General features: G+C 69.7%; 20 protein-coding genes. 8 read left to right on the top strand and 12 right to left on the bottom strand.

The window, feature by feature from the left end:
- Positions 1-8: 8 nt before the first annotated feature.
- Together AC07N1_RS04950 and AC07N1_RS04945 are read right to left on the bottom strand one after the other, a co-directional pair.
- On the bottom strand, positions 9-1382 hold the full coding sequence (locus AC07N1_RS04950) for a sensor histidine kinase (RefSeq protein WP_494670794.1): 1374 nt from the start codon (positions 1380-1382) through the stop codon (positions 9-11).
- A gap of 35 nt (positions 1383-1417) precedes the next feature.
- The gene (locus tag AC07N1_RS04945) at positions 1418-1813 is read right to left on the bottom strand and encodes a DUF2237 family protein (RefSeq protein WP_487291304.1); all 396 of its coding nucleotides are present in this window, start codon (positions 1811-1813) and stop codon (positions 1418-1420) included.
- Positions 1814-1969: 156 nt separating this feature from the next.
- Between AC07N1_RS04945 and AC07N1_RS04940 the strand changes: the two genes are divergently transcribed.
- The 3 genes from AC07N1_RS04940 to AC07N1_RS04930 all read left to right on the top strand — a co-directional run bounded on the left by AC07N1_RS04940 (position 1970) and on the right by AC07N1_RS04930 (position 4715).
- On the top strand, positions 1970-2848 hold the full coding sequence (locus AC07N1_RS04940) for an HpcH/HpaI aldolase/citrate lyase family protein (protein ID WP_494670793.1): 879 nt from the start codon (positions 1970-1972) through the stop codon (positions 2846-2848).
- A gap of 11 nt (positions 2849-2859) precedes the next feature.
- Entirely contained in the window at positions 2860-3954 is a 1095-nt protein-coding gene (locus AC07N1_RS04935) for a hypothetical protein (RefSeq protein ID WP_494670792.1), read from the top strand.
- A gap of 62 nt (positions 3955-4016) precedes the next feature.
- Complete coding sequence (locus AC07N1_RS04930) at positions 4017-4715, top strand: endonuclease NucS domain-containing protein (RefSeq protein WP_494670791.1); 699 nt, start codon at positions 4017-4019, stop codon at positions 4713-4715.
- Here AC07N1_RS04930 and AC07N1_RS04925 read toward each other — a convergent pair.
- The 3 genes from AC07N1_RS04925 to AC07N1_RS04915 all read right to left on the bottom strand — a co-directional run bounded on the left by AC07N1_RS04925 (position 4707) and on the right by AC07N1_RS04915 (position 6903).
- The gene (locus tag AC07N1_RS04925) at positions 4707-5768 is read right to left on the bottom strand and encodes a proline iminopeptidase-family hydrolase (protein ID WP_494670790.1); all 1062 of its coding nucleotides are present in this window, start codon (positions 5766-5768) and stop codon (positions 4707-4709) included. The two genes, AC07N1_RS04930 and AC07N1_RS04925, sit on opposite strands and share 9 nt — an antisense overlap.
- Positions 5769-5938: 170 nt before the next feature.
- The gene (locus AC07N1_RS04920; protein WP_494670789.1) at positions 5939-6283 is read right to left on the bottom strand and encodes a DUF5076 domain-containing protein; all 345 of its coding nucleotides are present in this window, start codon (positions 6281-6283) and stop codon (positions 5939-5941) included.
- 35 nt (positions 6284-6318) lie between these two features.
- On the bottom strand, positions 6319-6903 hold the full coding sequence (locus tag AC07N1_RS04915; RefSeq protein ID WP_494670788.1) for a hypothetical protein: 585 nt from the start codon (positions 6901-6903) through the stop codon (positions 6319-6321).
- Positions 6904-7077: 174 nt separating this feature from the next.
- Here AC07N1_RS04915 and coaBC point away from each other — a divergent pair, with 174 nt between their 5' ends.
- Both coaBC and dut read left to right on the top strand, forming a co-directional pair.
- Positions 7078-8289, top strand: a complete 1212-nt coding sequence (gene coaBC, locus AC07N1_RS04910; RefSeq protein WP_494670908.1) for a bifunctional phosphopantothenoylcysteine decarboxylase/phosphopantothenate--cysteine ligase CoaBC — start codon at positions 7078-7080, stop codon at positions 8287-8289.
- Complete coding sequence (gene dut, locus AC07N1_RS04905; RefSeq protein WP_487291294.1) at positions 8286-8747, top strand: dUTP diphosphatase; 462 nt, start codon at positions 8286-8288, stop codon at positions 8745-8747. The genes coaBC and dut overlap by 4 nt, the downstream gene beginning before the upstream one ends.
- Positions 8748-8918: 171 nt before the next feature.
- Here dut and AC07N1_RS04900 read toward each other — a convergent pair whose 3' ends face one another.
- Positions 8919-9029 carry a hypothetical protein gene (locus AC07N1_RS04900; protein WP_494670787.1) on the bottom strand — a complete coding sequence of 37 codons (111 nt, stop codon included), beginning with the start codon at positions 9027-9029 and terminating at the stop codon, positions 8919-8921.
- Positions 9030-9412: 383 nt separating this feature from the next.
- Between AC07N1_RS04900 and AC07N1_RS04895 the strand changes: the two genes are divergently transcribed.
- Positions 9413-11209, top strand: a complete 1797-nt coding sequence (locus tag AC07N1_RS04895; protein WP_494670786.1) for a methyl-accepting chemotaxis protein — start codon at positions 9413-9415, stop codon at positions 11207-11209.
- A gap of 260 nt (positions 11210-11469) precedes the next feature.
- Here the strand turns inward: AC07N1_RS04895 and AC07N1_RS04890 are convergent, their stop codons facing one another.
- A complete protein-coding gene (locus AC07N1_RS04890) occupies positions 11470-13596 on the bottom strand; it encodes a M3 family metallopeptidase (protein WP_494670785.1) in 2127 nt (708 codons plus the stop codon).
- A gap of 156 nt (positions 13597-13752) precedes the next feature.
- Between AC07N1_RS04890 and AC07N1_RS04885 the strand changes: the two genes are divergently transcribed.
- On the top strand, positions 13753-14604 hold the full coding sequence (locus tag AC07N1_RS04885) for a glutamate racemase (RefSeq protein WP_494670784.1): 852 nt from the start codon (positions 13753-13755) through the stop codon (positions 14602-14604).
- Between the two features lie 183 nt (positions 14605-14787).
- Positions 14788-15321 (top strand): SRPBCC family protein, encoded by a 534-nt coding sequence (locus AC07N1_RS04880; RefSeq protein WP_494670783.1) that lies wholly within the window; start codon positions 14788-14790, stop codon positions 15319-15321.
- Between the two features lie 187 nt (positions 15322-15508).
- Here the strand turns inward: AC07N1_RS04880 and AC07N1_RS04875 are convergent, their stop codons facing one another.
- From AC07N1_RS04875 to AC07N1_RS04855, 5 genes are all read right to left on the bottom strand, one after another.
- The gene (locus AC07N1_RS04875; protein WP_494670782.1) at positions 15509-16594 is read right to left on the bottom strand and encodes a GNAT family N-acetyltransferase; all 1086 of its coding nucleotides are present in this window, start codon (positions 16592-16594) and stop codon (positions 15509-15511) included.
- Positions 16595-16687: 93 nt separating this feature from the next.
- Positions 16688-18832: a prolyl oligopeptidase family serine peptidase gene (locus tag AC07N1_RS04870; RefSeq protein WP_494670781.1), complete on the bottom strand. Its 2145-nt coding sequence runs from the start codon at positions 18830-18832 to the stop codon at positions 16688-16690.
- A complete protein-coding gene (locus tag AC07N1_RS04865) occupies positions 18833-20986 on the bottom strand; it encodes a prolyl oligopeptidase family serine peptidase (RefSeq protein WP_494670780.1) in 2154 nt (717 codons plus the stop codon).
- 188 nt (positions 20987-21174) lie between these two features.
- Positions 21175-21951, bottom strand: a complete 777-nt coding sequence (locus AC07N1_RS04860; RefSeq protein WP_494670779.1) for a potassium channel family protein — start codon at positions 21949-21951, stop codon at positions 21175-21177.
- Positions 21944-22543, bottom strand: coding sequence for a hypothetical protein (locus tag AC07N1_RS04855; protein WP_494670778.1), 600 nt, complete (start codon positions 22541-22543; stop codon positions 21944-21946). Before AC07N1_RS04855 ends, AC07N1_RS04860 begins: the two co-directional genes overlap by 8 nt.
- Positions 22544-22562: the final 19 nt, after the last annotated feature.

The raw sequence follows: 22562 nt of genomic DNA, 5'->3' as shown, positions 1-22562 counted from the left end.
GCCTCGTCTCAGGCCGCCAGCGGCAGGGTGACCCGGAACGCCGAGCCCTCGCCGGGGCGGCTGTCGACGCCCAGGCGGCCGCCGTGGGCTTCGACGATCGCCTTGCTGATGGTCAGGCCCAGGCCGTTGCCGTGCGGGGCGGCGGCGTCGGTCTGCCAGTTGCGGTCGAAGATCCGGGCGGCCTGCTCGGCGGTCATGCCCCAGCCGGTGTCGCGCACCTCGACCACCACGGCGGCGTCGGAGACCTCGCTGGTCAACGACACCTGGCCGCCGGGGGCGGTGAACTTGATGGCGTTGGACAGCAGGTTGGCCACCACCTGCTCCAGGCGGGCGCCGTCGGCTTCCAGGATCGGTCCGTCCTCGTCCTGATCGCCGGACGGGGTGTAGGAGAAGGCCACGCCCTTGCGCGCGGCCGAGACCTCGAACTGGCCGGCGACGTCGGCCAGCAGCCGGCGCAGGTCGACCGTCTCCTTCGACAGCACCAGGCCGCCGGCCTCGATCTTGGAATGGTCGAGGATGTTGCGGATCAGCCGGCGCATGGTCTCGGTGGCCAGGCGGATGTTCTCGATCGCCGCCTTGGTGCGCGGCAGGCGGTCGAGGTCGGGCTCGGCCAGCAGGTTCTCGCTGGCGAACAGGATTGTTGTGATCGGGTTGTTGAGATCGTGGGCGACCACCTCGACGGCCTCCTTGCGGGCCAGGGAGACGGCCTTTTCCCGCTGGGCCAGGCGGGCGGCGGCCTGGTCGTAGGTGCGTTTCTGCTCGACCAGGCGCAAGAGCAGCCGGCCCAGGAAGGCGCAGAAGGCGAAGGCGCAGACCGAGGCGACGGCCAGCACCCAGAACACGCCCCGCACCACGCGCTGGCTGTGGGCCCGCTCGGCCTGGTAGCCGGCGGTGGCCTGGTCGGCGAAGCGGTCGATGGCCAGGTTGAGGTCCGCCGACAGGGGAACGGCGGTGCGCTGGAAATAGGCGTTGGCCTCGGCCGACGAGGCCCCGTTCAGCCGCTTGGCCAGGCCGGCGTCCTGCATCGTCAGCAGCCGGCGCTGCAGGGCGGCCACCGTGTCGAGGGTGGTGTGGGCGCCGGTGTCGCGCACCAGGCCGCGCAGCTCGCCCAGCAGGCTTTCGAACCGCCGGTTCGAGCGCTTCAGCTCGTCCAGCGGCGCGGCGTCGCCGCTCAGCACGATCACCGGCACCAGCGAATTTTGCCGCATCTTCTCGCCGCGCAGCTCGTGGGCGAGGATCACCGTGCGGGCGTAGAGGGCGTCCAGCCGGTCCTGCGCCGTCGAGACCTGCGACAGGAACACCAGCGACGCGGCCAGCAGCGGCAGGAAGGCCAGGGCGATCAGCCCGACCAGCATCAGCAGCCTGCGCTCGTAATCGACCATCGGGACTCCCGTCCGGCTGCCAGGCGCGGCGGCCCTCAAGCCGACGCGTGGTCCTTCAGCACGCCCAGCGAGACGATCGCCAGGGTCTCCTCGTGGGTGGCCTCCAGGATGACCTGCGGGGCCATGCCGGCGTCCAGCGCCTCGCGCCAGCGGCCGGCGCACAGGCACCAGCGGTCGCCGGGCCGCAGGCCGCGGAAGGCGAATTCGGGACGCGGGGTCGACAGGTCGTTGCCGGAAGCCTTGGAGAAGGCCAGGAATTCCTCGGTCATCACCGCGCAGACGGTGTGCAGGCCCAGGTCGTGCGGGCCGGTCTCGCAGCAGCCGTTGCGGTAGAAGCCGGTCACCGGGTCCAGCGAGCAGGGGACCAGTTCGCCGCCCAGGACGTTGCGGGCCGTCTCGTCGTATCGCGTGGGCGTGGGGCGCGTCGTCATGCGGCGAGCTTAACCCCGTTTGCCGCTTTCCCGCCATGGCTTCGCCCGCGACGGTAGCGGGCGCGTCGCCCATCGCGATATCTCCGCTTTTCGGCCCGCGCGGCAGGTGCTTTACAGGTTTCGCGACCCCGGCCCATCCCGCGCCTAGAGAGCTCCATGACCGACATCGCCCGGCCACGCCGCAGCGCCCTCTACATGCCCGCCTCCAACGCCAAGGCCGTGGAGAAGGCGCGCACGCTGGACGCCGACGTGATCATCCTCGACCTGGAGGACGCCGTCGCGCCGGAGATGAAGCTCGCCGCCCGCGAGGCCGCCGTGGCCGCGGTCAAGGCCGGGGGCTTTGGCCCGCGCGAGATCGTCATCCGCACCAACGGCCTCGACACCCCCTGGGGCGCCGACGACCTGAAGGCCGCCGCCGAGGCCGGCCCCGACGCCGTGCTCGTGCCCAAGGTCGACGACGCCGCCGACGTCCACGCCTATGACGCGGCTCTGCACGCGGCTCCGGTCCACACGAAACTCTGGACGATGATCGAGACCGCCAAGGCCGCCTTCCACCTGTGGGAGATCGCCGGGGTGTCGAAGACCACGCGCCTGTCGGCCTGGGTGATGGGGATCAACGATCTCGCCAAGGAGATGCGGGCGCGGCAGACGCCGGGCCGCGAGGCCTTCCTGCCGATCCTGTCGCTGTCGGTGGCGGCCGCGCGCAGCCATGGCCTCTCCATTCTCGACGGGGTGCACAACGACATCGAGGATCTGGTCGCCCTGGAGGCCGTCTGCGGCCAGGCGGTCGATTTCGGCTTCGACGGCAAGACCCTGATCCATCCCAAGCATCTGGAGATCTGCAACCGCGCATTCTCGCCGTCCGACGATGAGATCGCCTGGAGCCGGGCGGTGATCGCCGCCTTCGCCGACCCGGACAACGCCGGCAAGGGCGCGCTGCGGGTCGAGGGCAAGATGGCCGAGCGCCTGCACCTGGTTCAGGCCCAGCGCCTGGCAGCCGTGTCCGAGGCCATCGCCGCGAAGACGGCGGGCTGATAGGGAAATCCATGCGTCGCCTCGTCTTGCCGCCCTTTTCCCTGTCGGCCTCGCTGGTCGCCCTGCTGTCGATCCCGGTCGTCGCCCTGGCCCAGGCCTCGGCCCCCGCCGCTGTTCCGGCCGCTACCGCCTCTGATGCGGTGGTGACCACGGCCCCGCAGGCGCCCGTTTCGGCTCCGGCTTCCGCGCCGGCGATCCCAGTGGTCGCCGCGCCGCCGGCCGCCCAGCCTGGAGCCTCGCCCGCGGCCGCGCCGGCCTCCGCCGATCCGCTGGCCGACCTGATCGCCGCCAGCGGCCCCCAGACCACCGACGAGGAGGACGAGGCCCCGGCCGCGCCCGCCCCGCGTCATAAGGCCACCATCCTGCCGATCCCGGCCCCCGAGCCCGCCGCCCCGGCCGCGGCCGGCGGGGCGATGAGCGTCGAGCAGGCCTATGAGCTGCGGGTGAAGGGCTCGATCGCCGCCGCGCAAGGGCTGCAGGGTCCGCTCGACGGCGGCTGGACGATCCGGGGGGCCGACGGAACCGCCCTTTACGCCCTGCAGATCGTCGATCCGGCCGGCGGCTACGGCCCGGTCGAGGGCGCCTGGCGCGACCTGCGCCGCAAGGGCGCGGTCGGCTCCACCGGCCTGATCGACAGCGTCGAGCGCACCTATGACGGCGGCGCGGCCGTGCGGTTCATGGCCAAGGCCGGGGTCGGTTCGACCCTGTCGCTGAGCGGCGGCTCCGACGGCGGCTGGAGCGGCCGCCTGGCCGAGGACGGCGCGGCCCCGGTGGCCGTCAGCGTCGAGCGCACCGGCATGCCGATCCTGCCGGCCGGCTACGCCGGCGCCGCGCGCGGGCCGGTGATCTGGCCGCCCCGGATCGCTCCCGCGGCCCGTCCCGCCGCCGCCGCCCCGGCCAAGGCCGCGCCCTGCGTCACCAGGGGCAAGAAGGGCAAGGCCCTGAAAGCCGCCAAGGCCAAGTGCGCCGCCGCCGCGAAGAAGGGCGGCAAGGCCTCGGCGCTGCGCTCGGGCAAGGCCGCCAAGGGCAAGGCGGTGAAGGGCAAGTCCGCCAAGGGCGCGAGCAAGAAGAAGACGACCGCCGCGAAGGGCAAGAAGCGAAGATAATCCAGGGTTGAGCGGACGATCGGCGTCATGCACTTATCCCGCCGAGAGTGGGGAGATCGCCGATGTATCGTGTCGCGGAATTCAGGGATTATTTTCTGAACAAGGTCGGGGCCAAGCGCTCCAGTTACAACACCTACAATTCCTATCTGTCGCGGATCGACCTTGCGATCGGAGGGCTCGATGAGACCATTGGCAGGGATGGCATAGACGCAGTCATCAATTGGGGCCAGACCGCGAACGTCGGCCCATTTTTGACCTATCCAAGTCATGCTCGATCGGTGCTGAAGCGCTATATCCAGTTCGTCGTCGAAATCCGCTCGCCGCTGGACGAAATGGACGAGGAAGATCTGGTTGCGGGTGAGGCGTTGATTGACGAGGAGATGGCTGAGGGAGCCGTCTTCAAGGTCGAGCGAGAAATGCAGGCCGCCGTTCGCAAGCAGCTCGGCGCCCTGGAGTCGGGTCTCACCGAAGCTGATGGGGGCGTTGAAGTCAGGGTCGCGACTGGCCGCATCGATATCCTGGCCAAGGATCGAGAGGACAAGCTGGTCGTGATCGAGTTGAAGGCGGGGTCCTGTCCTCCCGGAGCTCTCGAGCAGACGCTGGGTTATGCTGAGGCCTTGGCCGAGGAACGCGGAGAGGCGGTCAGGGCCTATCTGATCGCGGCCGAATTTTCCGATCGCATCCGCGCGGCGGCAAAACGTGTCACCGGCCTTCAGCTCAGGACCTACGAATTTTCTCTGCGATTTGAAGCTCTACGTTGATCGAGCGATCCGATCCTGCCGCCGCAGCCACTGGCGCAGGACGGCCACCGTCTCTTCCGGGCGGTCGGTGAAGGTGGCGTGGCCGGCGCCGGGGACGACGGCCAGTTCGGCGCCGGCCACGCGGCGGGCGAAGCGTTCGGCGGTGACCGGCCGGGCCTCGTCGTACTGGCCGACCATGAACAGGGTGCGCCTGCCGTCCAGCCGGTCGAGTAGCGGCTCGCCGTCATAGGTCTTCAGCGTTCCCGTCGCCGAGAACTCGGTCGGTCCCCACATGGCGCGATAGAGGGTCTCGTTGAAGCCGCGATCGCCGGGCGGGCGATAGGCGCGGTGGGCCGGCGAGGGCCGCTCGCGGGTCAGGAAGGCGGCGTAGAAGGCGTCGGTGGCGGCCGCGCAGGCCTGTTTGGGCGGCGCCGGCGCCGGGGGCGGCGTCTCGCACAGCACCAGCTGGTCGCGCACCGGCGCGGGCAGGTCGCCGCGCAGGGTTTCCGCATCAGCGATCCAGCTGCGGGTCGAGACCAGGGGACTGGCCAGGCACAGCCCCGCCTGGGCCGGCAGCCGCCGCGCGCCGTATTCCAGGGCCACCGTCCCGCCCCAGCTGTGGCCGACGACGTGCCAGCGCGACACCCCCAGGCCGGTGCGCACCGCCTCCAGTTCGTCGACGAAGCGCGGCACGGTCCAGTTGGCCGGATTCATCGGATGGTCCGACAGGCCGGAATCCAGCTGGTCGTAGAGGATCACCGCCCGCTCGTCGGCCAGGGCGAGGGCGTCGAGGAAGCCCGCATGCGTTCCGCCCGGGCCGCCATGGACGAAGACCACCGGCGCCAGCGGACCGTCCAGCGCGCCGTTGATCCGCACATAGGCCCGGCCGCCGGGAACCTCGACCTTCAGGGCGCGATCGGGCGGCGCGAAGGTCGCTGGGCGCCCAGCTGGGCGCGCCTCCGGGCGTCCCGCCGGCCGCGCTTCCGGCGCCAGTCCGCGCGCCACCGCCCGATCGAGCGCCGTCGCGGTTCCCCCCGCCGCCAGAAGGCCAAGCAGCGCCCGGCGATCAATCATGGTCCTTCCCCCTCATTCACGTCCGCGTCCACGCCCCGGCGGCGCGGACCCTTGGCCCGGCAGAATCCTGGCCCCTTAGCCGCGAAGCCCGATCCGTGACTGTGACCTATCGCACGCCCCGACCCGGCGCACGCCGCTCCTTGCTTATCCGGCCGTGCTTATCCGGCCCTTCAGTGCGACCGGGTCGGCGCGCCCTTGGGCTCGATCTCCGGCGGTTCGGCCAGGTCGCCCTCGATCGGCGTGGTCGGGGCGGCCAGCTCGTCGCGCATGGCTTCGAGCACCGCCTCGACCACCTCGCCGGCCTCGCGCTGGTAATAGGCCGACAGACCCCGGCCGACATGGCGCAGCAGGTCGGCCAGCATCATCCCCCAGGCCCGGGCCTCGTCGATCGGGGTCTCGTCATAGACCCCTATGCTCAGGCTGCAGTGCAGGCCGTGCTCGGCCACCCAGATGCGCGCCATCTCGGTGGCCCCCGCGTCGCGCAGGGCCGCGTCCGGAACCGGTTGCTCCCTCATGGTCGTCTCCCCCCGTTCGTTTCGGGCGCCGGCGCTCAGCCGTTCCCGCCTTCGCTGCCCCGCCGGTCGGACGCCGCCGTGCGGCGGGTCTGGCCTTCCTTCTGCTTGCGCCAGTAGTCGGCCCCGTCGTCGGGCTTGAACATGGTGCGCGGCGCCCCGGCCCGGGTGACCACGGCGAAGACGTTGCCGGCCGGGTCGTAGATCAGGGTGTCGCCGTTGCTGCGCTTCAAGGTCTGGCTGCCGGCCGGCGGCTTGGCCACGAAGGCGTGGGTCTTCTTCACATAGTCGTCGACGTTTCGGGCGCCGAACGCCTCGCCGAACCGCTCGAAGCCGCGCTGGGCGTTCTCCTCGGCGGTGCGCGTCCTGTTGGCGGCCCACATCGGCCGGCCGGCGATCAGCTGCACCGGCGCATCGCGCGGGTCGGCCGCCTGCCGGGCCGCGCTGGAGGCGTCGGCGACCTCGCCCGCGACCGCCGGAGCGCCGCCCCCGCTGCTGCTGGTTCCCTCGCTGGAGGCGATCTGGCCCCCCTTGGACGCCTTCACCGCTGACGCCCCGCCGTCGCAGCCCGCCAGCAAGGCGGCCGAAAGGGCCAGAAATCCGAAACGCAACGCTCCCGTCATGCTCGCTCGCTCCCCGATTTTGCAATCTTAACGATTGGTGAACGAAAAAGGAACGCGAGTCGAGTCCCCTCGTGCATCTTCGGCGCGCGGCCCGCCAGCGCGATTGCCTGCGGGCGCGAGGCGCTCTATGCGCGGAGGGGAACCGGCGGACGAGAGGCCTTCAAGGTGAGCGACATCCCGGGCGGCAAGCGCGTGCTCCTGATCGTCGGCGGCGGCGTGGCGGCCTACAAGGCGCTGGAGCTGACCCGCCTGCTTCGCAAGGCCGGCGTCGGCGTGCGGCCGATCCTGACCAAGGCGGGGGCGGAGTTCGTGACCCCGCTGTCGCTGGCCGCGCTCTCCGAGGACAAGGTCTATGACGACCTGTTCTCGCTGACCGACGAGGCCGAGATGGGCCACATCCAGCTGTCGCGCTCGGCCGACCTGGTGGTGGTGGCGCCCGCCACCGCCGACCTGATCGCCAAGGTCGCGAACGGCCTGGCCGGGGACTTGGCGTCGACGACCCTGCTGGCGACCGACAAGCCCGTGCTGATGGCCCCGGCCATGAACGTGCGCATGTGGCTGCACCCGGCCGTGCAGCGCAACGTGGCGACCCTGAAGGCCGACGGCGTGAGCTTCGTCGGGCCCGACGAGGGGGCCATGGCCTGCGGCGAGTTCGGCCCGGGGCGCCTGGCCGAGCCGCCCGAGATCTTCGCCGCCATCGTGAAAATGCTGAACGCGCCGGCCGAGGAGATCTTCGAGGCCTGGCCGCTGGCCGGCAAGCACGCCCTGGTCACGGCCGGTCCCACGTTCGAGCCGATCGACCCGGTGCGCGGGATCACCAACCGCTCCAGCGGCCGCCAGGGCTACGCCATCGCCGGCGCGCTGGCCAAGCTCGGCGCCAAGGTCACCCTGGTCAGCGGGCCGGTGTCGCTGCCGACCCCGCCGGGCGTCACCCGCGTCGACGTCGAGACCGCGCGCGAGATGCTGGCCGCAGCCCAGGGCGCCCTGCCGGCCGACGTGGGGGTGTTCGTGGCCGCCGTCGCCGACTGGCGGGTCGACGAGGTGTTCGGCTCCAAGCTGAAGAAGGACAAGGGCGGCCCGCCGGCCCTGACCTTCGTCGAGAACCCCGACATCCTGGCGACCCTGGCCGCCGGCGGCCCGAACCGGCCGAAGCTGGTGGTCGGCTTCGCGGCCGAGACCGACGACGTCGAGGCCCATGCCCGCGCCAAGCTGGCGCGCAAGGGCTGCGACTGGATCATCGCCAACGACGTGACCGAACCGGGCGTCATGGGCGGGACGGAAAACGCCGTCCTGCTGATCGCCAAGGACCACACCGAACGCTGGGAACGCGCGTCCAAGGACGACGTCGCCCGCTCCATCGCCCAACGCATCGCGGAAGCTCTATGACCACCACCCCCCACATCCCCGTTGTCCAGCTCGCCCACGCCCACGGCCTGCCGCTGCCCGCCTACGAGACCGTCGGCGCCGCCGGCATGGACCTGCGCGCCGCCGTCGAGGAGGACGCGCCCCTGACCCTGAAGCCGGGCGCCCGGTTCATGGTGCCCACGGGTCTCGCCTTCGCCGTGCCGGCCGGTTTCGAGGCCCAGGTGCGGCCGCGCTCGGGCCTGGCGGCCAAGGCGGGGATCACCTGCCTGAACTCGCCGGGCACCATCGACAGCGACTATCGCGGTGAAGTGAAGGTGATCCTGGCCAATCTGGGCGCCGAGGACTTCGTGATCCGTCGCGGCGACCGCATCGCCCAGCTGGTCATCGCGCCAGTGGTGCAGGCGGCCTGGAGCCTGGTCGCCAGCCTCGACGACACCGACCGCGGCGCCGGCGGCTTCGGCTCGACCGGCGGGCGGTAACTCTAGTTCTTATTTCCCGTCATTCCCGCCCTTGTGGCGGGAACCCCTGGTTCCGCTTGCACGTGAAGCGCAAGCGGCGTGCCGAGCACGCCGCCTCGTTCGCCCTTGCGGCTGATGGAGGGTTTCCCGCCACAAGGGCGGGAATGACGGGAAGACTATGAGGCGCCGCGCTCAGTGGGCGCTCAGGCCCACCAGCAGGTAGCCGCCGAAACCGGCCGCGAAGGCGGCGGCGGCCAGCCACAGCATGGGGCGCACCAGGGGCAGGGGCGGGGGAGCGTTCATCGGGGGCGCGTCCTTGGCGCGTTCGGCCGAAGCTCGGCCTTGTTCGAATACGCGCGGCCCCGTCCCCCGGTTGCGGCCGTGCGCCGTTTTTATCTCACGATTCGCGTCAAAGATGCAAAATCGTCGAATGCCCCAAGGTGGAGAGCACCTCTCCACTGTATTCGAAAATACTCAGAACACGGATCAATATCGCCCGCTTCGACCTGCGGAGTCAAAGCCTGCGACCACACGTCGCACCCTATGGTCTATCCTTGCGGCAGAATGATTTGATTGCACGAAACAATCAAGAACGTCGTTCGATACGCGCTTCGTGTGTTCATGAATAATATCCATTAATCCGCATCGGCGAAACTCCTCCCAACACTCTCCTGGGAAGTCTCGTGATGCTCAGCAACCTCAAGGTGGCGCACAAGCTGCTTCTGGCCTTCGCCGTGCTGGTGGCGGCCGTGGCCGGCGCCGGGGCCCTGGCCTGGAGCGGCCTGGCGTCGATCCAGCGGGTCACCGCCCTCAACGCCCACAGCTACGACTATCTGGCGTTGGTCGAGAAGGCGGGCGCGGATCTGGTCGAGCAGCAGAACGCCGCGCGCGGCTTCGTGGCGAGCCTGGATCCGTCGTTCGTCGAGAAGTACCAGAGCTACCAGGGCAAGTACGACGAGGCCTTCCAGGCGCTGACGGCCGGCGCCGAGGACGAGGCCGAGAAGGCCAATCTCGATACGCTCACCCAGGCCGTGACCGTGTTCCGCGCCGAGACCCTGGCCCAGATCGCCGACGCCAAGGACCCCGCCAAGCTGGAGGCTTCCCGGGTCGGCATCGGCAAGAGCGGCCGCCTGACCAATGTGCGCAAGGCGCTGAAGACCATCGACGAGACCGAACAGGCTCAGCTGGCCCAGCGCATCGAGGAACAGAAGCGCGCCTTCGCGGGCGCCGGTCTGGCCCTGGCCCTGGGCGGCGCGGCCGCCGTCGGCATCGCCGTGCTGATGGGCTGGCTGCTGGCCCGCAGCATCGCCGCCCCGGTCGACGCCATGACCTCGGCCATGCGCCGCCTGGCCGATGGCGACAACGCCGTGGCCGTGCCGGCCCTGGGCCGCAAGGACGAGATCGGGGCGATGGCCCAGGCCGTGCTGACCTTCAAGGACGCGGCGATCGAGAAGCTGCGGGTCGAGGGCGAGGCTGTCGAGCAGCGCCGCCGGGCCGAGGCCGAGCGCGGCGCCAACGAGGCCGAGCGCGCCGCGTCGGCCCGCGAGCAGGCCGGGGTCGTCGCCCAGGTCGGCGAGGGCCTGGAGCGCCTGGCGCAGGGCGACCTGACCGCCCGCCTCGACCACGCCTTCCCGCCCGCCTATCGCAAGCTGCAGGACGACTTCAATGCGGCCATGCAGCGGCTGCAGGAGACCATGAGCGTGATCACCGGCGCGGTCGGCGGCATCCGTGCCGGCTCTGGCGAGATCAGCCACGCGGCCGACGACCTGTCGCGCCGCACCGAGCAGCAGGCCGCCAGCCTGGAAGAGACCGCCGCCGCCTTGGACGAGATCACCGCCACCGTCCGCCGCGCGGCCGAAGGCGCGGGCACCGCTCGCAGGTCTGTCGACGCCGCCCGCAAGGACGCCGAGGCCGGCGGGGCCGTGGTCGAGCGCGCCGTCGCCGCCATGACCCAGATCGAGGCCAGCTCGCGCGAGATCGGCAACATCATCGGGGTGATCGACGAGATCGCCTTCCAGACCAATCTGCTGGCCCTGAACGCCGGGGTCGAGGCGGCCCGCGCCGGCGACGCCGGCAAGGGCTTCGCGGTCGTGGCCTCCGAGGTTCGCGCGCTGGCCCAGCGCTCGGCGGAAGCGGCCAAGGAGATCAAGGGCCTGATCGGCGCCTCCGGCCAGCAGGTGGACGAAGGCGTCGCTTTGGTCGGCCAGACCGGCGAGGCCCTGCGCCGCATCACCGCCGGGGTGCTGGAGATCAACCACACCGTCGCCGAGATCGCCGCCGGCGCCCAGGAGCAGGCCACAGGCCTGGCCCAGGTGAACGTCGCCGTGAACCAGATGGACCAGGCCACCCAGCAGAACGCCGCCATGGTCGAACAGTCGACGGCGGCCAGCCACTCGCTGTCCAACGAGGCGGCTGAGTTGGCGCGGCTGGTGGGCCGGTTCAAGATTGGCGGCGGCGCGAGCGCGGCGAGGCGGGCGGCTTAGAGAAGACCCTCTACCTATTCTCCTCCCCCGAGAAACGGGGGAGGTGGCGCGGCGCTATCAGCGCCGTGACGGAGGGGGCGAGGGACAGAGCGCCGAGCCCAGTCTCGCCCCCTCCACCGCTTCGCGGTCCCCCTCCCCCGCAAGCGGGGGAGGAGTTCGACACCGGCGCCGCTCACTTCCGGCCGGCTCCAGAAAACAAAAACGCCCCGCCAGGCTTTCACCGGGCGGGGCGCTCTTCATTCAGACGCTGTCGAAGGCGATCACGCCCCCGGGGGAACCGGGAAGCCGCGGTCGCGCATCAGGGCGCCGATCTTGACGTCGCGGCCGCGGAAGGCGCGGAACTGCTCGGCCGGATCGACGGAGTTGCCGCGCGACATGATCGTCTTGATCAGGCGCTGGCCGGTGGGCTTGTCGTAGAAGCCGCCCGGGGCCTCCTGGAAGGCCTCGGCGACGTCGGCGGTCAGGGTGTCGGCCCACAGGTAGCTGTAGTAGCCGGCCGAGTAGCCGTCGCCCGAGAACACGTGACCGAACTGCGGCGTGCGATGCCGCATGACGATCTCCTTGGGCATCTTCAGCTTGGTCAGCTCCTCGCGCTCGAACTTGTCCGGATCGATGTCGACGCCGCCGGCCAGGTGCAGCTTCATGTCGATCAGGGCGCTGGCCAGGTACTCGGTGGTGTCGAAGCCCTGGTTGAAGGTCGAGGCCTTCTTGATCTTGTCCACCAGGGCCTGCGGGATCGGCGCGCCGGTCTTGTAGTGGACGCAGAACTTGTTCAGCACTTCCGGCGTCGAGAGCCAGTGCTCGTTCAGCTGGCTGGGGAACTCGACATAGTCGCGGGCGACGTTGGTGCCCGAGACGGTCGGGTAGGTGACGTCGCTGTTGAGGCCGTGGATGGCGTGGCCGAACTCGTGGAACAGGGTGTTGGCGTCGTCCCACGAGATCAGCACCGGCTCGCCGGGCTTGCCCTCGATGAAGTTGGAGTTGTTGGAGACGATCGTCGAGACCGGCTTCTTGAAGCGCTCCTGGTTGCGGTAGGCGTTCATCCAGGCGCCCGAACGCTTGCCCTGGCGGGCATAGGGGTCGAAGTACCACAGGCCCACGTGCTTGCCGCCGCGCAGCACCTCGTAGACGGTCATGTCGTCCTGGTAGACGGGCAGGCCCGACACCTTCTTGAACTCGAAGCCGTAGACCTGGCCGGCGGCCCAGAACATGCCTTCGCGCAGCTTCTCAAGCTGCATGTACGGCTTCACCTCGTTCATATCGAGGTCGTACTTCGCCTTGCGGACCTTCTCGGCGTAGAAGCGGTAGTCCCAGGGCTCGATCTTGAAGCCGCCGCCTTCGGCGTCGACGATCGCCTGCATGTCGGCGACGTCCTTGGCGACCTGCTCGATGGCGGGCGTCCAGACGGCTTCCATCAGGGCCATGGCCTTGTCGGGCGTCTTGGCCATGGCGTTCTCGAGGCGCCAGTGGGCGTGGGTCTCGAAGCCCAGCAGCTTGGCGCGCTCGGCGCGCAGCTTGAGGATCTTGGAGATCAGGGCGTTGTTGTCGGTCGCCCCGCCGTTGTCGCCGCGGTTGACGAAGGCCTTCCAGACCTTCTCGCGGGTGGCGCGCACCGGCGAGTTGGTCAGGTAGGGGTCCACGCTGGAGCGCGTGTTGACGATGATGTTCTTGCCCGGGAGCTTGCGCTGCTCGGCGCTCGAAGCCGTCGCCGCCTTGATCGCGTCGGGCAGGCCGGCCAGGTCGGCCTCGGTCAGCTCGATATAGGTCTCCTCGTCGGCCAGCAGGTTCTGGCTGAACTTGGTGAAGAGGCCCGACAGCTCGGTGTTGATGGCCGCGACCCGGGCCTTGGCGGCCGGGTCCAGCTTGGCGCCCGAGCGCACGAAGTTGGTGTAGTAGATCCAGACGAGGCGCTGCTGCTCAGGCGTCAGCTTGGCCTTCTCGGGGCTGTTGTATACCGCCTCGATGCGGGCGAAGAGCCCGGCGTTCTGGGTGATCTTGTCGCCGATCTCCGAGAACATGGTGTCGATCTCGGGCTCGATCGCCTGGTACTCGGGCGAGCTCATGTTCGAGCCCCAGATGCCGTAGTAGCAGGCCACGTCGTTCAGGGTGCGGCCGGTGTCTTCCAGCGCCACGATGGTGTTGGCGAAGGTCGGGGCGGCCTTGTTGGCGACGATGGCGTCGATCTCGGCCAGGTTCCGGCGCATGGCCTCCTGGACGGCCGGCTTCAGGTCGGCGACCTTCATCTTGTCGAAGGCGGGGACGCCGCCGTACGGGCCGGTCCAGGGAGCGAGCAAGGGATTGGTCTCCGCGGCGAAGGAAAGGGCGGGCGCGGCGGCGCTCGCGGCGGCGGCCGCGGCGGTCGAGAGAAGGAAGGTGCGACGTTGCACGGATGGCTCTCCGATAAGTGTGCGGGGACCCTAGGCCATGCCCAAGCGCCCGTCACATGACAGGACCGTAACCTTTTCAAAGCCGACGCCTTTTCGGCCCCTTTCCCCCGTGCGGGCGCATGGACGGAGGCCCTCGGCGCGGCTAATGCTCAGGCCATGACCATCGGCGTTTTCGACTCCGGCGTGGGCGGCCTCAGCGTCCACCGCGCCCTCGTGCAGCGTCTGCCGCAGGCGGACTTCGTCTATCTGGCCGACCAGGCCAACGCCCCCTATGGCGGCAAGCCGGGGGAAGAGATCGTCGACCTGACGCGGGCCGGCTGCGAGCGCCTGTTCGAGGCCGGCGCTAGCCTGGTGGTCCTGGCCTGCAACACCGCCAGCGCCATCGCCCTTCGCCGCCTGCAGCAGACCTGGCTGCCGGGCTATCGCAAGCAGCTGGGCCGTCCGGTCAACATCCTGGGCATCATCGTGCCGACCATCGAGGCGGCCACGGGCCTGCCCTGGGAGCACGAGGCCGAGCGCCGCGGCGACAAGGTCGAGCAGCTGGACGTGCTGGGGGTGTTCTCCACCCAGGGCACGACCAATTCCCGCGTCTACGAGATCGAGATCGACAAGCGAAAGCAGGACCTGGCGGTGTTCTCGCAGCCCTGCCCGGACCTGGTGCCGATGATCGAGGCCGACGCCGGCGTCGTCGATCTGGCCAAGGCTGTCGAGGGCTATGTCCAGGCGCTGAAGACCCGCATCGGCCGCTATCCCGACCGCGCCGTGCTGGGCTGCACCCACTACGAGATCATCGCCGACATCTTCCGCGCCGCCCTGCCGGCCGGCACCCCGGTGATCCACCAGCCCAAGTCGACCGCCGACTCGCTGGAGCGCTACCTCGAGCGTCATCCCGAGTACGACCCGGGAACGGGCGGCGGCCGGGTGTTCCTGACCACCGGCCAGCCGGGCCCGCAGAACGGCCTGGTGCAGAGCTTCTGGGGCGGCCCGCTGGTGTTCGAGAAGGCTTAGGCTTTTCGATCGGTGCATGGTCCTCGTCCTTCGACAAGCTCAGGATGAGGACCAGGGCGAGGCCTTGCATTCGAACCTCATCCTGAGCTTGTCGAAGGACGAGGTTCGGCTGCGCGGCGTTTCTGCTTGTCTCTGTTCTCACGGCGGCGCTTGATCCCGGAACACCGTTGCCGGAGACGCGCCATGAAACTCGCCGCCCCCGTTCTCGCCGTCCTGACCCTGCTGGCGGCCGGCGCCGCGCGCGCCGAGGTGGTCGACGCCCAGCCGAACGGTTTCGAGACCAGGCGCGCGGTGGTGATCGCCAAGCCGGCCGCCGAGGTCTGGGCGGCGCTGGTGCAGCCTTCGAAATGGTGGAGCTCGGCGCACACCTGGTCAGGCTCGGCCGCCAACCTGTCGCTGGGCGCGGCGCCGGGGGCCTGCTTCTGCGAGAAGATGCCCAATAGCGGCGCGGTGCTGCACATGACCGTCGTCAACGCCCAGCCGGGCAAGCAGCTGACCCTGTTCGGCGGCCTTGGCCCGCTGCAGATGTCGGGCGCCAGCGGCCACCTGGTCTGGGCCCTGGCGGAGGCCGACGGCAAGACCACCCTGACCTGGAGCTACGACGCCGGCGGCTACATGAAGGGCGGCCTCGACAAGATCGCCCCGATCGTCGACCGCGTGCTGGCCGAGCAGCAGGACCGGCTGAAGGCGTATGTGGAGACGGGGAAGGCGCCTTAGCCTCGCGGTCCTTCCGCCGATTATGCTCCCGTCATTCCCGCCCTTGTGGCGGGAACCCCTGGTTCCGCTCGTACGTGAGACGCCAGCGGCGTGCTGAGCACGCCGCCCCATCGGCCCTTGCGGTTGTTAGAGGGTTTCCCGCCACAAGGGCGGGAATGACGGGCGTAGGGAGCGCCTTTCAGGGCGCTCAGTGCAGCCCGCGCAGCAGGTCGATGCGGCGCATGGCCTTGCCGGGCAGCGCCGACATTCGGCCCAGCGGCAGGGCCTCGGCGACCTGGCGCACGCCCCAGGCGGCCGAGCGCACGAAGGTGGCCGGCGAGGGCGCGCCGTAGAAGCCGAACACCACGGTCTGGCGGGCGTTGGAGAGCTCGCGCTTGAAGCGGTAGTCGCCGGTGCCCAGGTCCAGCCGCGTATGGGGGCCGCCGTCCATGCCCTTGAGGATGTCCTGGAACAGCAGCAGGCCGGGTGAGTAGCGCTCGAACTTGGCGTTGTGGGCGATCAGCCAGCCGTGGATCGTGTGCGCCCCGCGCAGGTGCAGGTGCACGGCGGCCAGCTCGTCGCCCAGGTGCAGGGTGTAGAGGCCGCCGCCGAAATCGGCGTCGCGGCGGGCGAACATGTCCTCGACCAGGCGGGTGACCCAGTCGGTCTTGAAGAGATCGGTCTGGCCGGTGGCCAGCAGCTGCTCGCGCTTCCAGGCGATCAGCTGGTCGAAGTCGGCGCGGCTTTCGGACATGGCGGCGTAGCGGGCGGGGCCCACCTCGCGCTCGGCCTTGCGGCGCTTCTTGTCGATGTCCTTGAGCACGCCGACGCCGGCGCTCTTGCGGTCGGCGGCGTAGGCCTCGTAGCCGGCGGCGATGTCGACGATCCACGAGTCGGCCTGGCCGCGGCCGTGCCGGGCCAGGGTCTCGTCGTCGGCCAGCATGTGGCAGAAATCCAGGCGCTGGGCCTTGAGCGCGGCGAGCAGGCGGCGCGGATCGACGGCGACGTCGTGGTCGGAGACCAGGGCCTGGTAATCGCACATCGGCGCGCCGGCCGGCATGGCCACGCCCGCCTTCACCCGCACCGGCAGGTAGGCCAGGGCCTTGCCGTCGTCGTCGCGGATCACGGCGACCTTCACGCGATCGCCGTTTTCGCCCTGGGCCGTGGCGACGGCCTTGGCCCATTGGGGCGACAGGAATGGAGAGTCGAGGCGCGGCTGCAACGCCTGAAGCGAGGTCCAGCGCGCGCTGTCCTCGGGCGAAAGCTGCAGGGCCTGGACGACGTCGATAATCACGGGCGCCCCCCGAGCGCTATCACGGGACCTCCAGAAGGCCTGGTCCCGTGATAACGCCCAGAGATTGCGGTCCGGTTTACGGACGTTGCGGCGTCAGTCCATCAGTTTGCGGGTCAGATACGTGTATTCGAGGGCCACCCGGCGGGCGGTCTCGGCCAGGTTGGCGCTGGCCGCGTGGCCGCCGTCGACGTTCTCGTAGTAGAGCACCGGATACCCCAGGGCCTCGAGCCTGGCCGCCGCCTTGCGGGCGTGGGCAGGGTGGACGCGGTCGTCCTTGGTCGAGGTCTCGATGAACACCTCGGGGTACTTCTGGCCGGCCTTGAGGTTCTGGTAGGGCGAGTACTTCTCGATCACCGCCAGCTCGGACGGGATCTGCGGGTCGCCGTACTCGCCGATCCACGACGAGCCCGCGCCGATCTGGCTGTAGCGGACCATGTCGAACAGCGGCACCTGGATGACGACAGCGTTGTAGAGTTCCGGACGCTGGGTCAGGGCCACGCCCATCAGCAGGCCGCCGTTGCTGCCGCCCATGATCCCCAGCCGACGCGGCGAGGTGATCTTGCGGGCGATCAGGTCTTCGGAGACGGCGAAGAAGTCGTCATAGACCCGCTGGCGGTTGGCCTTCAGGCCCTGCTCGTGCCAGCTGGGCCCGAACTCGCCGCCGCCGCGGATGTTGGCCACCACATAGGCGCCGCCGCGTTCGAGCCAGAGCTTGCCGGTCACGCCGGAATAGCCGGGCGTCATCGAGGCCTGGAAGCCGCCGTAGGCGTAGAGCAGGGTCGGGGTCGAGCCGTCGTACTTGAGGCCCTTGGGTCGGACCAGGAAGTACGGGATCTTCGTGCCGTCCTTGGAGGTCGCCTCGAACTGCTCGACCACGTGGGTCGAGGCGTCGAACTTGGCGGGCGCGGCCTTGACCTTGTCCAGCTTGCCGGTGGCGGCGTCGGCCAGCCAGTAGGTGGTGGGCGTCAGGTAGCCGGTCACGCTGACGAAGATACGGTCGTCCTTGTCGGAGGCCGACCCCAGTCCGACCGTCGAATTGGTCGGCAGGTCCAGCTTGGTGCGGGTCCAGGCCCCGCCCTTGAAGTCGTAGACATGGGCGCCGCCGGTGACGTTCTGGAACAGGGCCACCACCAGGCGGTCACGGGTGGCGCTGACGCCCTCGATCGCCTCGCGGGCGGTCGGGTGCAGGATCAGCGTCGCCTTGGCGGCGTCGGGCGCGGCCTTGAAGGCGGCGAGGTCGAAGGCGGCCAGGTCGCCGGTCTTCAGGCCCTGCTCGGCCCAGTCCTGCTCGACGCTGAACACCAGCTGGCCCTTGACCAGGGCCTGGATCGACGACTTCAGCGGGAAGGGCAGCTTCACCGTCTTGTCGCCGACCACCATGTGGGTCTCGGCGTTGAAGGTGTCGAGCGGCCGGTTGACGAACACCCCCTGCACCACGCCGTCATGGTCGCGCAGGGCGTAGGGCGACACGCCGTAGCCGCCGTCGTCCTTGGTGCCGCGGTAGATCTCCTTGGCGGACGCCAGGGGCTGACCGCGTTTGACCAGCTTGACCACGTAGGGATAGCCGGACGTCGTCACCTCGCCCGGGGTCCAGTCGGTGGCGACGATCAGGGTGTCCTTGTCGATCCAGTCGAACCGGTGTTTGCCCTCCGGCAGCTCGAAGCCGCCGGCGACGAAGGTCTTGGTCTTGACGTCGTACTCGCGCACGACCACGGCGTCCTTGCCGCCGTTCGACAGCTGGACCAGGCAATACCGGCTTTCCGGGGCCAGGCAGCTGGCGCCCTTCCAGACCCAGTTCTTGCCTTCCGCCTTGGCCAGGGCGTCGAGGTCGAGGATCGTCTCCCAGGCCGGCTGCGCGGTGCGGTAGCTCTCCAGGGTGGTGGTGCGCCAGACGCCCCGCACGTGGTCGGCGTCCTGCCAGTAGTTCCGCAGGTCGTGGTCGTCGATGAAGGCCACGCCCGGGATGCGGTCCTTGGCGTTGACGATCGCCAGGGCGGAGTCGTGCAGGCCCTGGTAGCGCGGGTCGCCCTGCAGGATCGGCAGGGTGCGGTCGTTCTGGGCCTTGGCCCAGTCGAGCGCCTTCGTCCCCTCGATTTCCTCCATCCAGATGTAGGGATCGTCCTTGCCCAGCTCGGTCAGCGGGGTGCGGGCGGCGGTGTCGGCGGGGGCAGGGGCGGCGTGGGCGGAAACGGTCATCAGGCTCGATGCGGCAAGGAGGGCCAGGACAAGGCTACGCATTTAGTGATCCATCAGCTGGCGTGACAGGTAGGTGTAGTGCAGCGCCCAGCGCTTGGCGTTGGCCGCCGGGTCGGCGCCGTTGGCGTGACCCCCGTCGGTGTTCTCGTAGTAGAGGTAGGGCTGGCCCAGATCGCCGAGCCGGGCCGCGAACTTGCGGGCGTGGCCGGGGTGCACCCGGTCGTCCTTGGTCGAGGTGGTGATGTAGGCCAGCGGGTATTTCACGCCGGGCTTGAGGTTCTGGTACGGGCTGTAGCGCTCGATCCAGACGCGTTCGGCCGGGATGGCCGGATCGCCATACTCGCCGATCCACGAGGCCCCGGCCGGCAGCTGGGTGTAGCGGATCATGTCCAGCAGCGGGCTTTCCACCACCACCGCGTTCCACAGGTCGGGCCGCTGGGTCAGAGCCACGCCCATCAGCAGGCCGCCGTTGGAGCGGCCATAGGCGCCCAGGTGACGGGGCGAGGTGACCTTGGTCGAGATCAGGTCTTCGGCCACGGCGAAGTAGTCCTCGTAGGCCCGCTGGCGGTTGGCCTTCAGCGCCGCCTCGTGCCAGGCCGGACCGAACTCGCCGCCGCCCCGGATATTGGCCACCGCGTAGCTGCCGCCGCGCTCCAGCCAGAGCTTGCCGACCAGCGGGTCGTAGACCGGCAGCTTCGACAGCTGGAAGCCGCCGTAGGCGTGCAGCAGGGTGGGGGCCGAGCCGTCGAGCTTCGCGCCCTTCTGGCTGACCAGGAAGTACGGGATCTTCGTGCCGTCCTTGCTGGTCGCTTCCTTCTGCTGGACCACCAGCCTGGAGGCGTCGAAGCGGGCCGGCAGGGTCTTGACGGTGTCGGCCTTGACGGTGGTCGCGTCGGCCAGCTTCAGCTGGGTCGGCGTCACGAACCCCTCGACCGAATAGAACAGCTGGTCGCCGCTATCGGCCGTCGAGACGATCGAGACGGCGGCGTTGTCGATCACCGGCAGGGTCTGGTCGCGCCACCCGAACTCGCCGTGGTCGCTGAAGCTGCGCAGGCCGCCGCGGACGTTGTCGTAGATCACCGCAACCACGTGGTGGTCGGTCACCGCCACCTGGTCGATCGATTGCCGCGGGCCGGGGGCGAAGATCTGGCAGGGGCTGCAGTCGTTGCTGACGGTGATGTCGCCGTTGGCGTCGAGCTTGAGCGGGAACAGCCGGTCGGGGGCGACCGCCACCAGGGCGCCGGCCGGGAAGACCCTCGGCGCGGCCCCCTTGTAGCGCGGGGTGAAGGTCCAGGGCTCTTCGACCGTCAGGATCAGTTCGCCGCCGATCAGGCCGCGGATCGACGAGCGCTCGGGGATCGGCAGCTGGGTCGCCTTGCCGTCCTCCAGCAGGAAGGTCTTGGTGTGGAAGAAGTCGGTGGCGCGTTCGATCAGCACCACCCGGTGCCCCTCCGCGTCGCGCAGCACGTGAGGACGGGCGCTGACGTCGGCCTTTTCGCCGCGGAACACCTCGACGGCTTCGCTCAGCGCCTGGCCGCGCTTGAGGGTCTTCACCACCATGCCGTAGCCGCTGTCGGTGGTCGTGCCCGCGCCCCAGTCGCGGGTCAGGATCAGGGTGTCGGCGTCCAGCCAGTCGACGGTCTGCTTGCTCTCGGGCAGCAGGAAGCCGTCCTTGACGAAGCTCTTGGTGGTCAGGTCGAACTCGCGCACCTCGACGGCGTCCTTGCCGCCGTTCGACAGGTTCACCAGGCAGCGGTCATGGGTCTTGGGGCGGCAGTCGGCGCCCTTCCAGATCCAGTTCTTGCCTTCCGCCTTGGCCAGGGCGTCCAGGTCGATGACCGTCTCCCACTTGGGATCGGTCGAGCGGTAGCTCTCCAGGCTGGTGCGCCGCCAGACGCCGCGCACGTGGTCGGCGTCCTGCCAGAAGTTGAACACCGTGGTCCCGACGAAGCTGGGGGCGGCGATGCGGTCCTTGGCGGCCAGCACCTTCAGCGCCGCGTCGTGCAGGCCCTGGTAGCGTGCATCGCCGGTCAGGACGGGCAGGGTCTTGGCGTTCTGCGCCTTCACCCAGTCCAGCGAGGACGGCGTCTCGACGCCTTCCAGGGCCAGGTGGGGATCCTCCTGGGCGCGGGCGGGGCCGGCGGCGAGGAGGGCGAGGGCCAGGACGGCGGGCGAAACGGAGCGGAGCGTCAGCATGGCGCGGGACGTTAATGCCATTCCCGGCGCTGGCTAGGCCATTTTTGACCCTGGACAGGGTGGACTGCTCTCTCCTCCGTAAAACCCCCGCGAAAGCGGGGGCCCAGGCTTTTTCTGAAACGCGCGGCGCTCGACGATAAAACACCTGGGTCCCCGCTTTCGCGGGGATTTTACGGATCAGGTGAGCCTCACGCCCCGTCGTCCGGAATGCACAGCAGCTTGCCGCAGGCCTTGCAGTGCACCGCGTCCGGATCGTGCTTGCGCAGGCCGCAGTCGGAGCAGGGATAGGTCACCTTGTGCGGCCGCAGGATCGACTGGATCAGGCCGATGAACAGCGACACCCCGCCCAGCATCACCGCCATCGACAAGAGCTTGCCCCAGACGCCCGGCAGGGTGACGTCGCCATACCCTGTCGTCGTCAGGCTGGTGACGGTGAAATAGAGGGCGTCCACATAGCCGGCCACGCCCTCGTGCCGGCCCGCGAAGCTCGTATAGACGAAGCCCGTGACCACGAAGACGAAGGTCAGCAGCGACGAGGCCGCCTTGGTGACGTCCTCGATGCGGGTGTCGTCGTAGCGTCGGGCCACCGTGCGCCAGAAGAACTCGCTGCGCACCAGGGTCCACAGCCGCAGCACCCGCAGGAAGCCGAAATTGAACAGCCAGGCCGGAAACAGCAGGGTGGCCAGCACGAAGAGGTCGACCCAGACGATCGGCTTCTTCAGCCAGCTCTTGATGTCGCCGTGGGCGATGGCGCGGGCGACCAGGTCGGCCGCCAGGAACGCCGCCACCCCGTAGTCGATCAGGTAGAAGGTCGCGCCGTGGCGATGCATCAGCGGCGCGGCGATGAAGAAGGCGATGATCGCCAGGTCGATCAGGATCACCGCATAGCGGAACCGCACCGCCGCCGGCGAAGCCCCGTGATAGAGCGCCCGCAGGCGCGCTCTCAGGCGAAGATCCTCAGCCATTGTCCGAGACCAGCCGCAGGGGAAGGCGCTCGGCCTCGACAGGGCCGGGCGGCGCGCCGCCGACCAGGGTCAGGGCCGTCTCGTAGCCGCCGCCGAAATCGACCCGTGTCAGGGTCTCCAGCCGCCGGGCGGTGGGCTGGGCGTCCCAGGCCGCGTCTGGGCCGATGTCCTGCATCCACACCACGCCGCCTTCGACGCTGACGATCGCGCCGATGTAGCAGACGTTCGGATCGGCGATCTCCGCATGCACGGTGATCACCGGAAACAGGCGGCCGGCGGTCGCCAGGATGTCGCCGACGCTGTTCAGCGCCACGGCCGGCGTTTCGGGCGCGACGTCGCCGCGCTTGGCGAGCGCGGCCTCGACGAAGGCGGGATAGGGCGCGGGCTGCAGGTTCTTGACGTCGGCCAGCCGATAGCAGCCGAAGCCGTTGAAGCGGATGTGGTCGCTCACCTCCAGCAGCATCAGGAAGGCGGGGCCGATCCCGACCACGTAGCCGTTGGCCCAGCCGTCCTCGAAACGGCGATGAAAGCGCATCAGGCGGCGGTCGTGCATGGCGGCGGTCAGCTGTTCTCGAATGTCCTTGGCCGTCATCTCACTGCGTCGCCTCGCT

This window comes from Caulobacter sp. GW821-FHT09B11 (assembly GCF_059418205.1).
The sequence above is the reverse complement of the archived record's forward strand: the minus strand, read 5'-3'. Positions and strand labels throughout refer to the sequence as shown.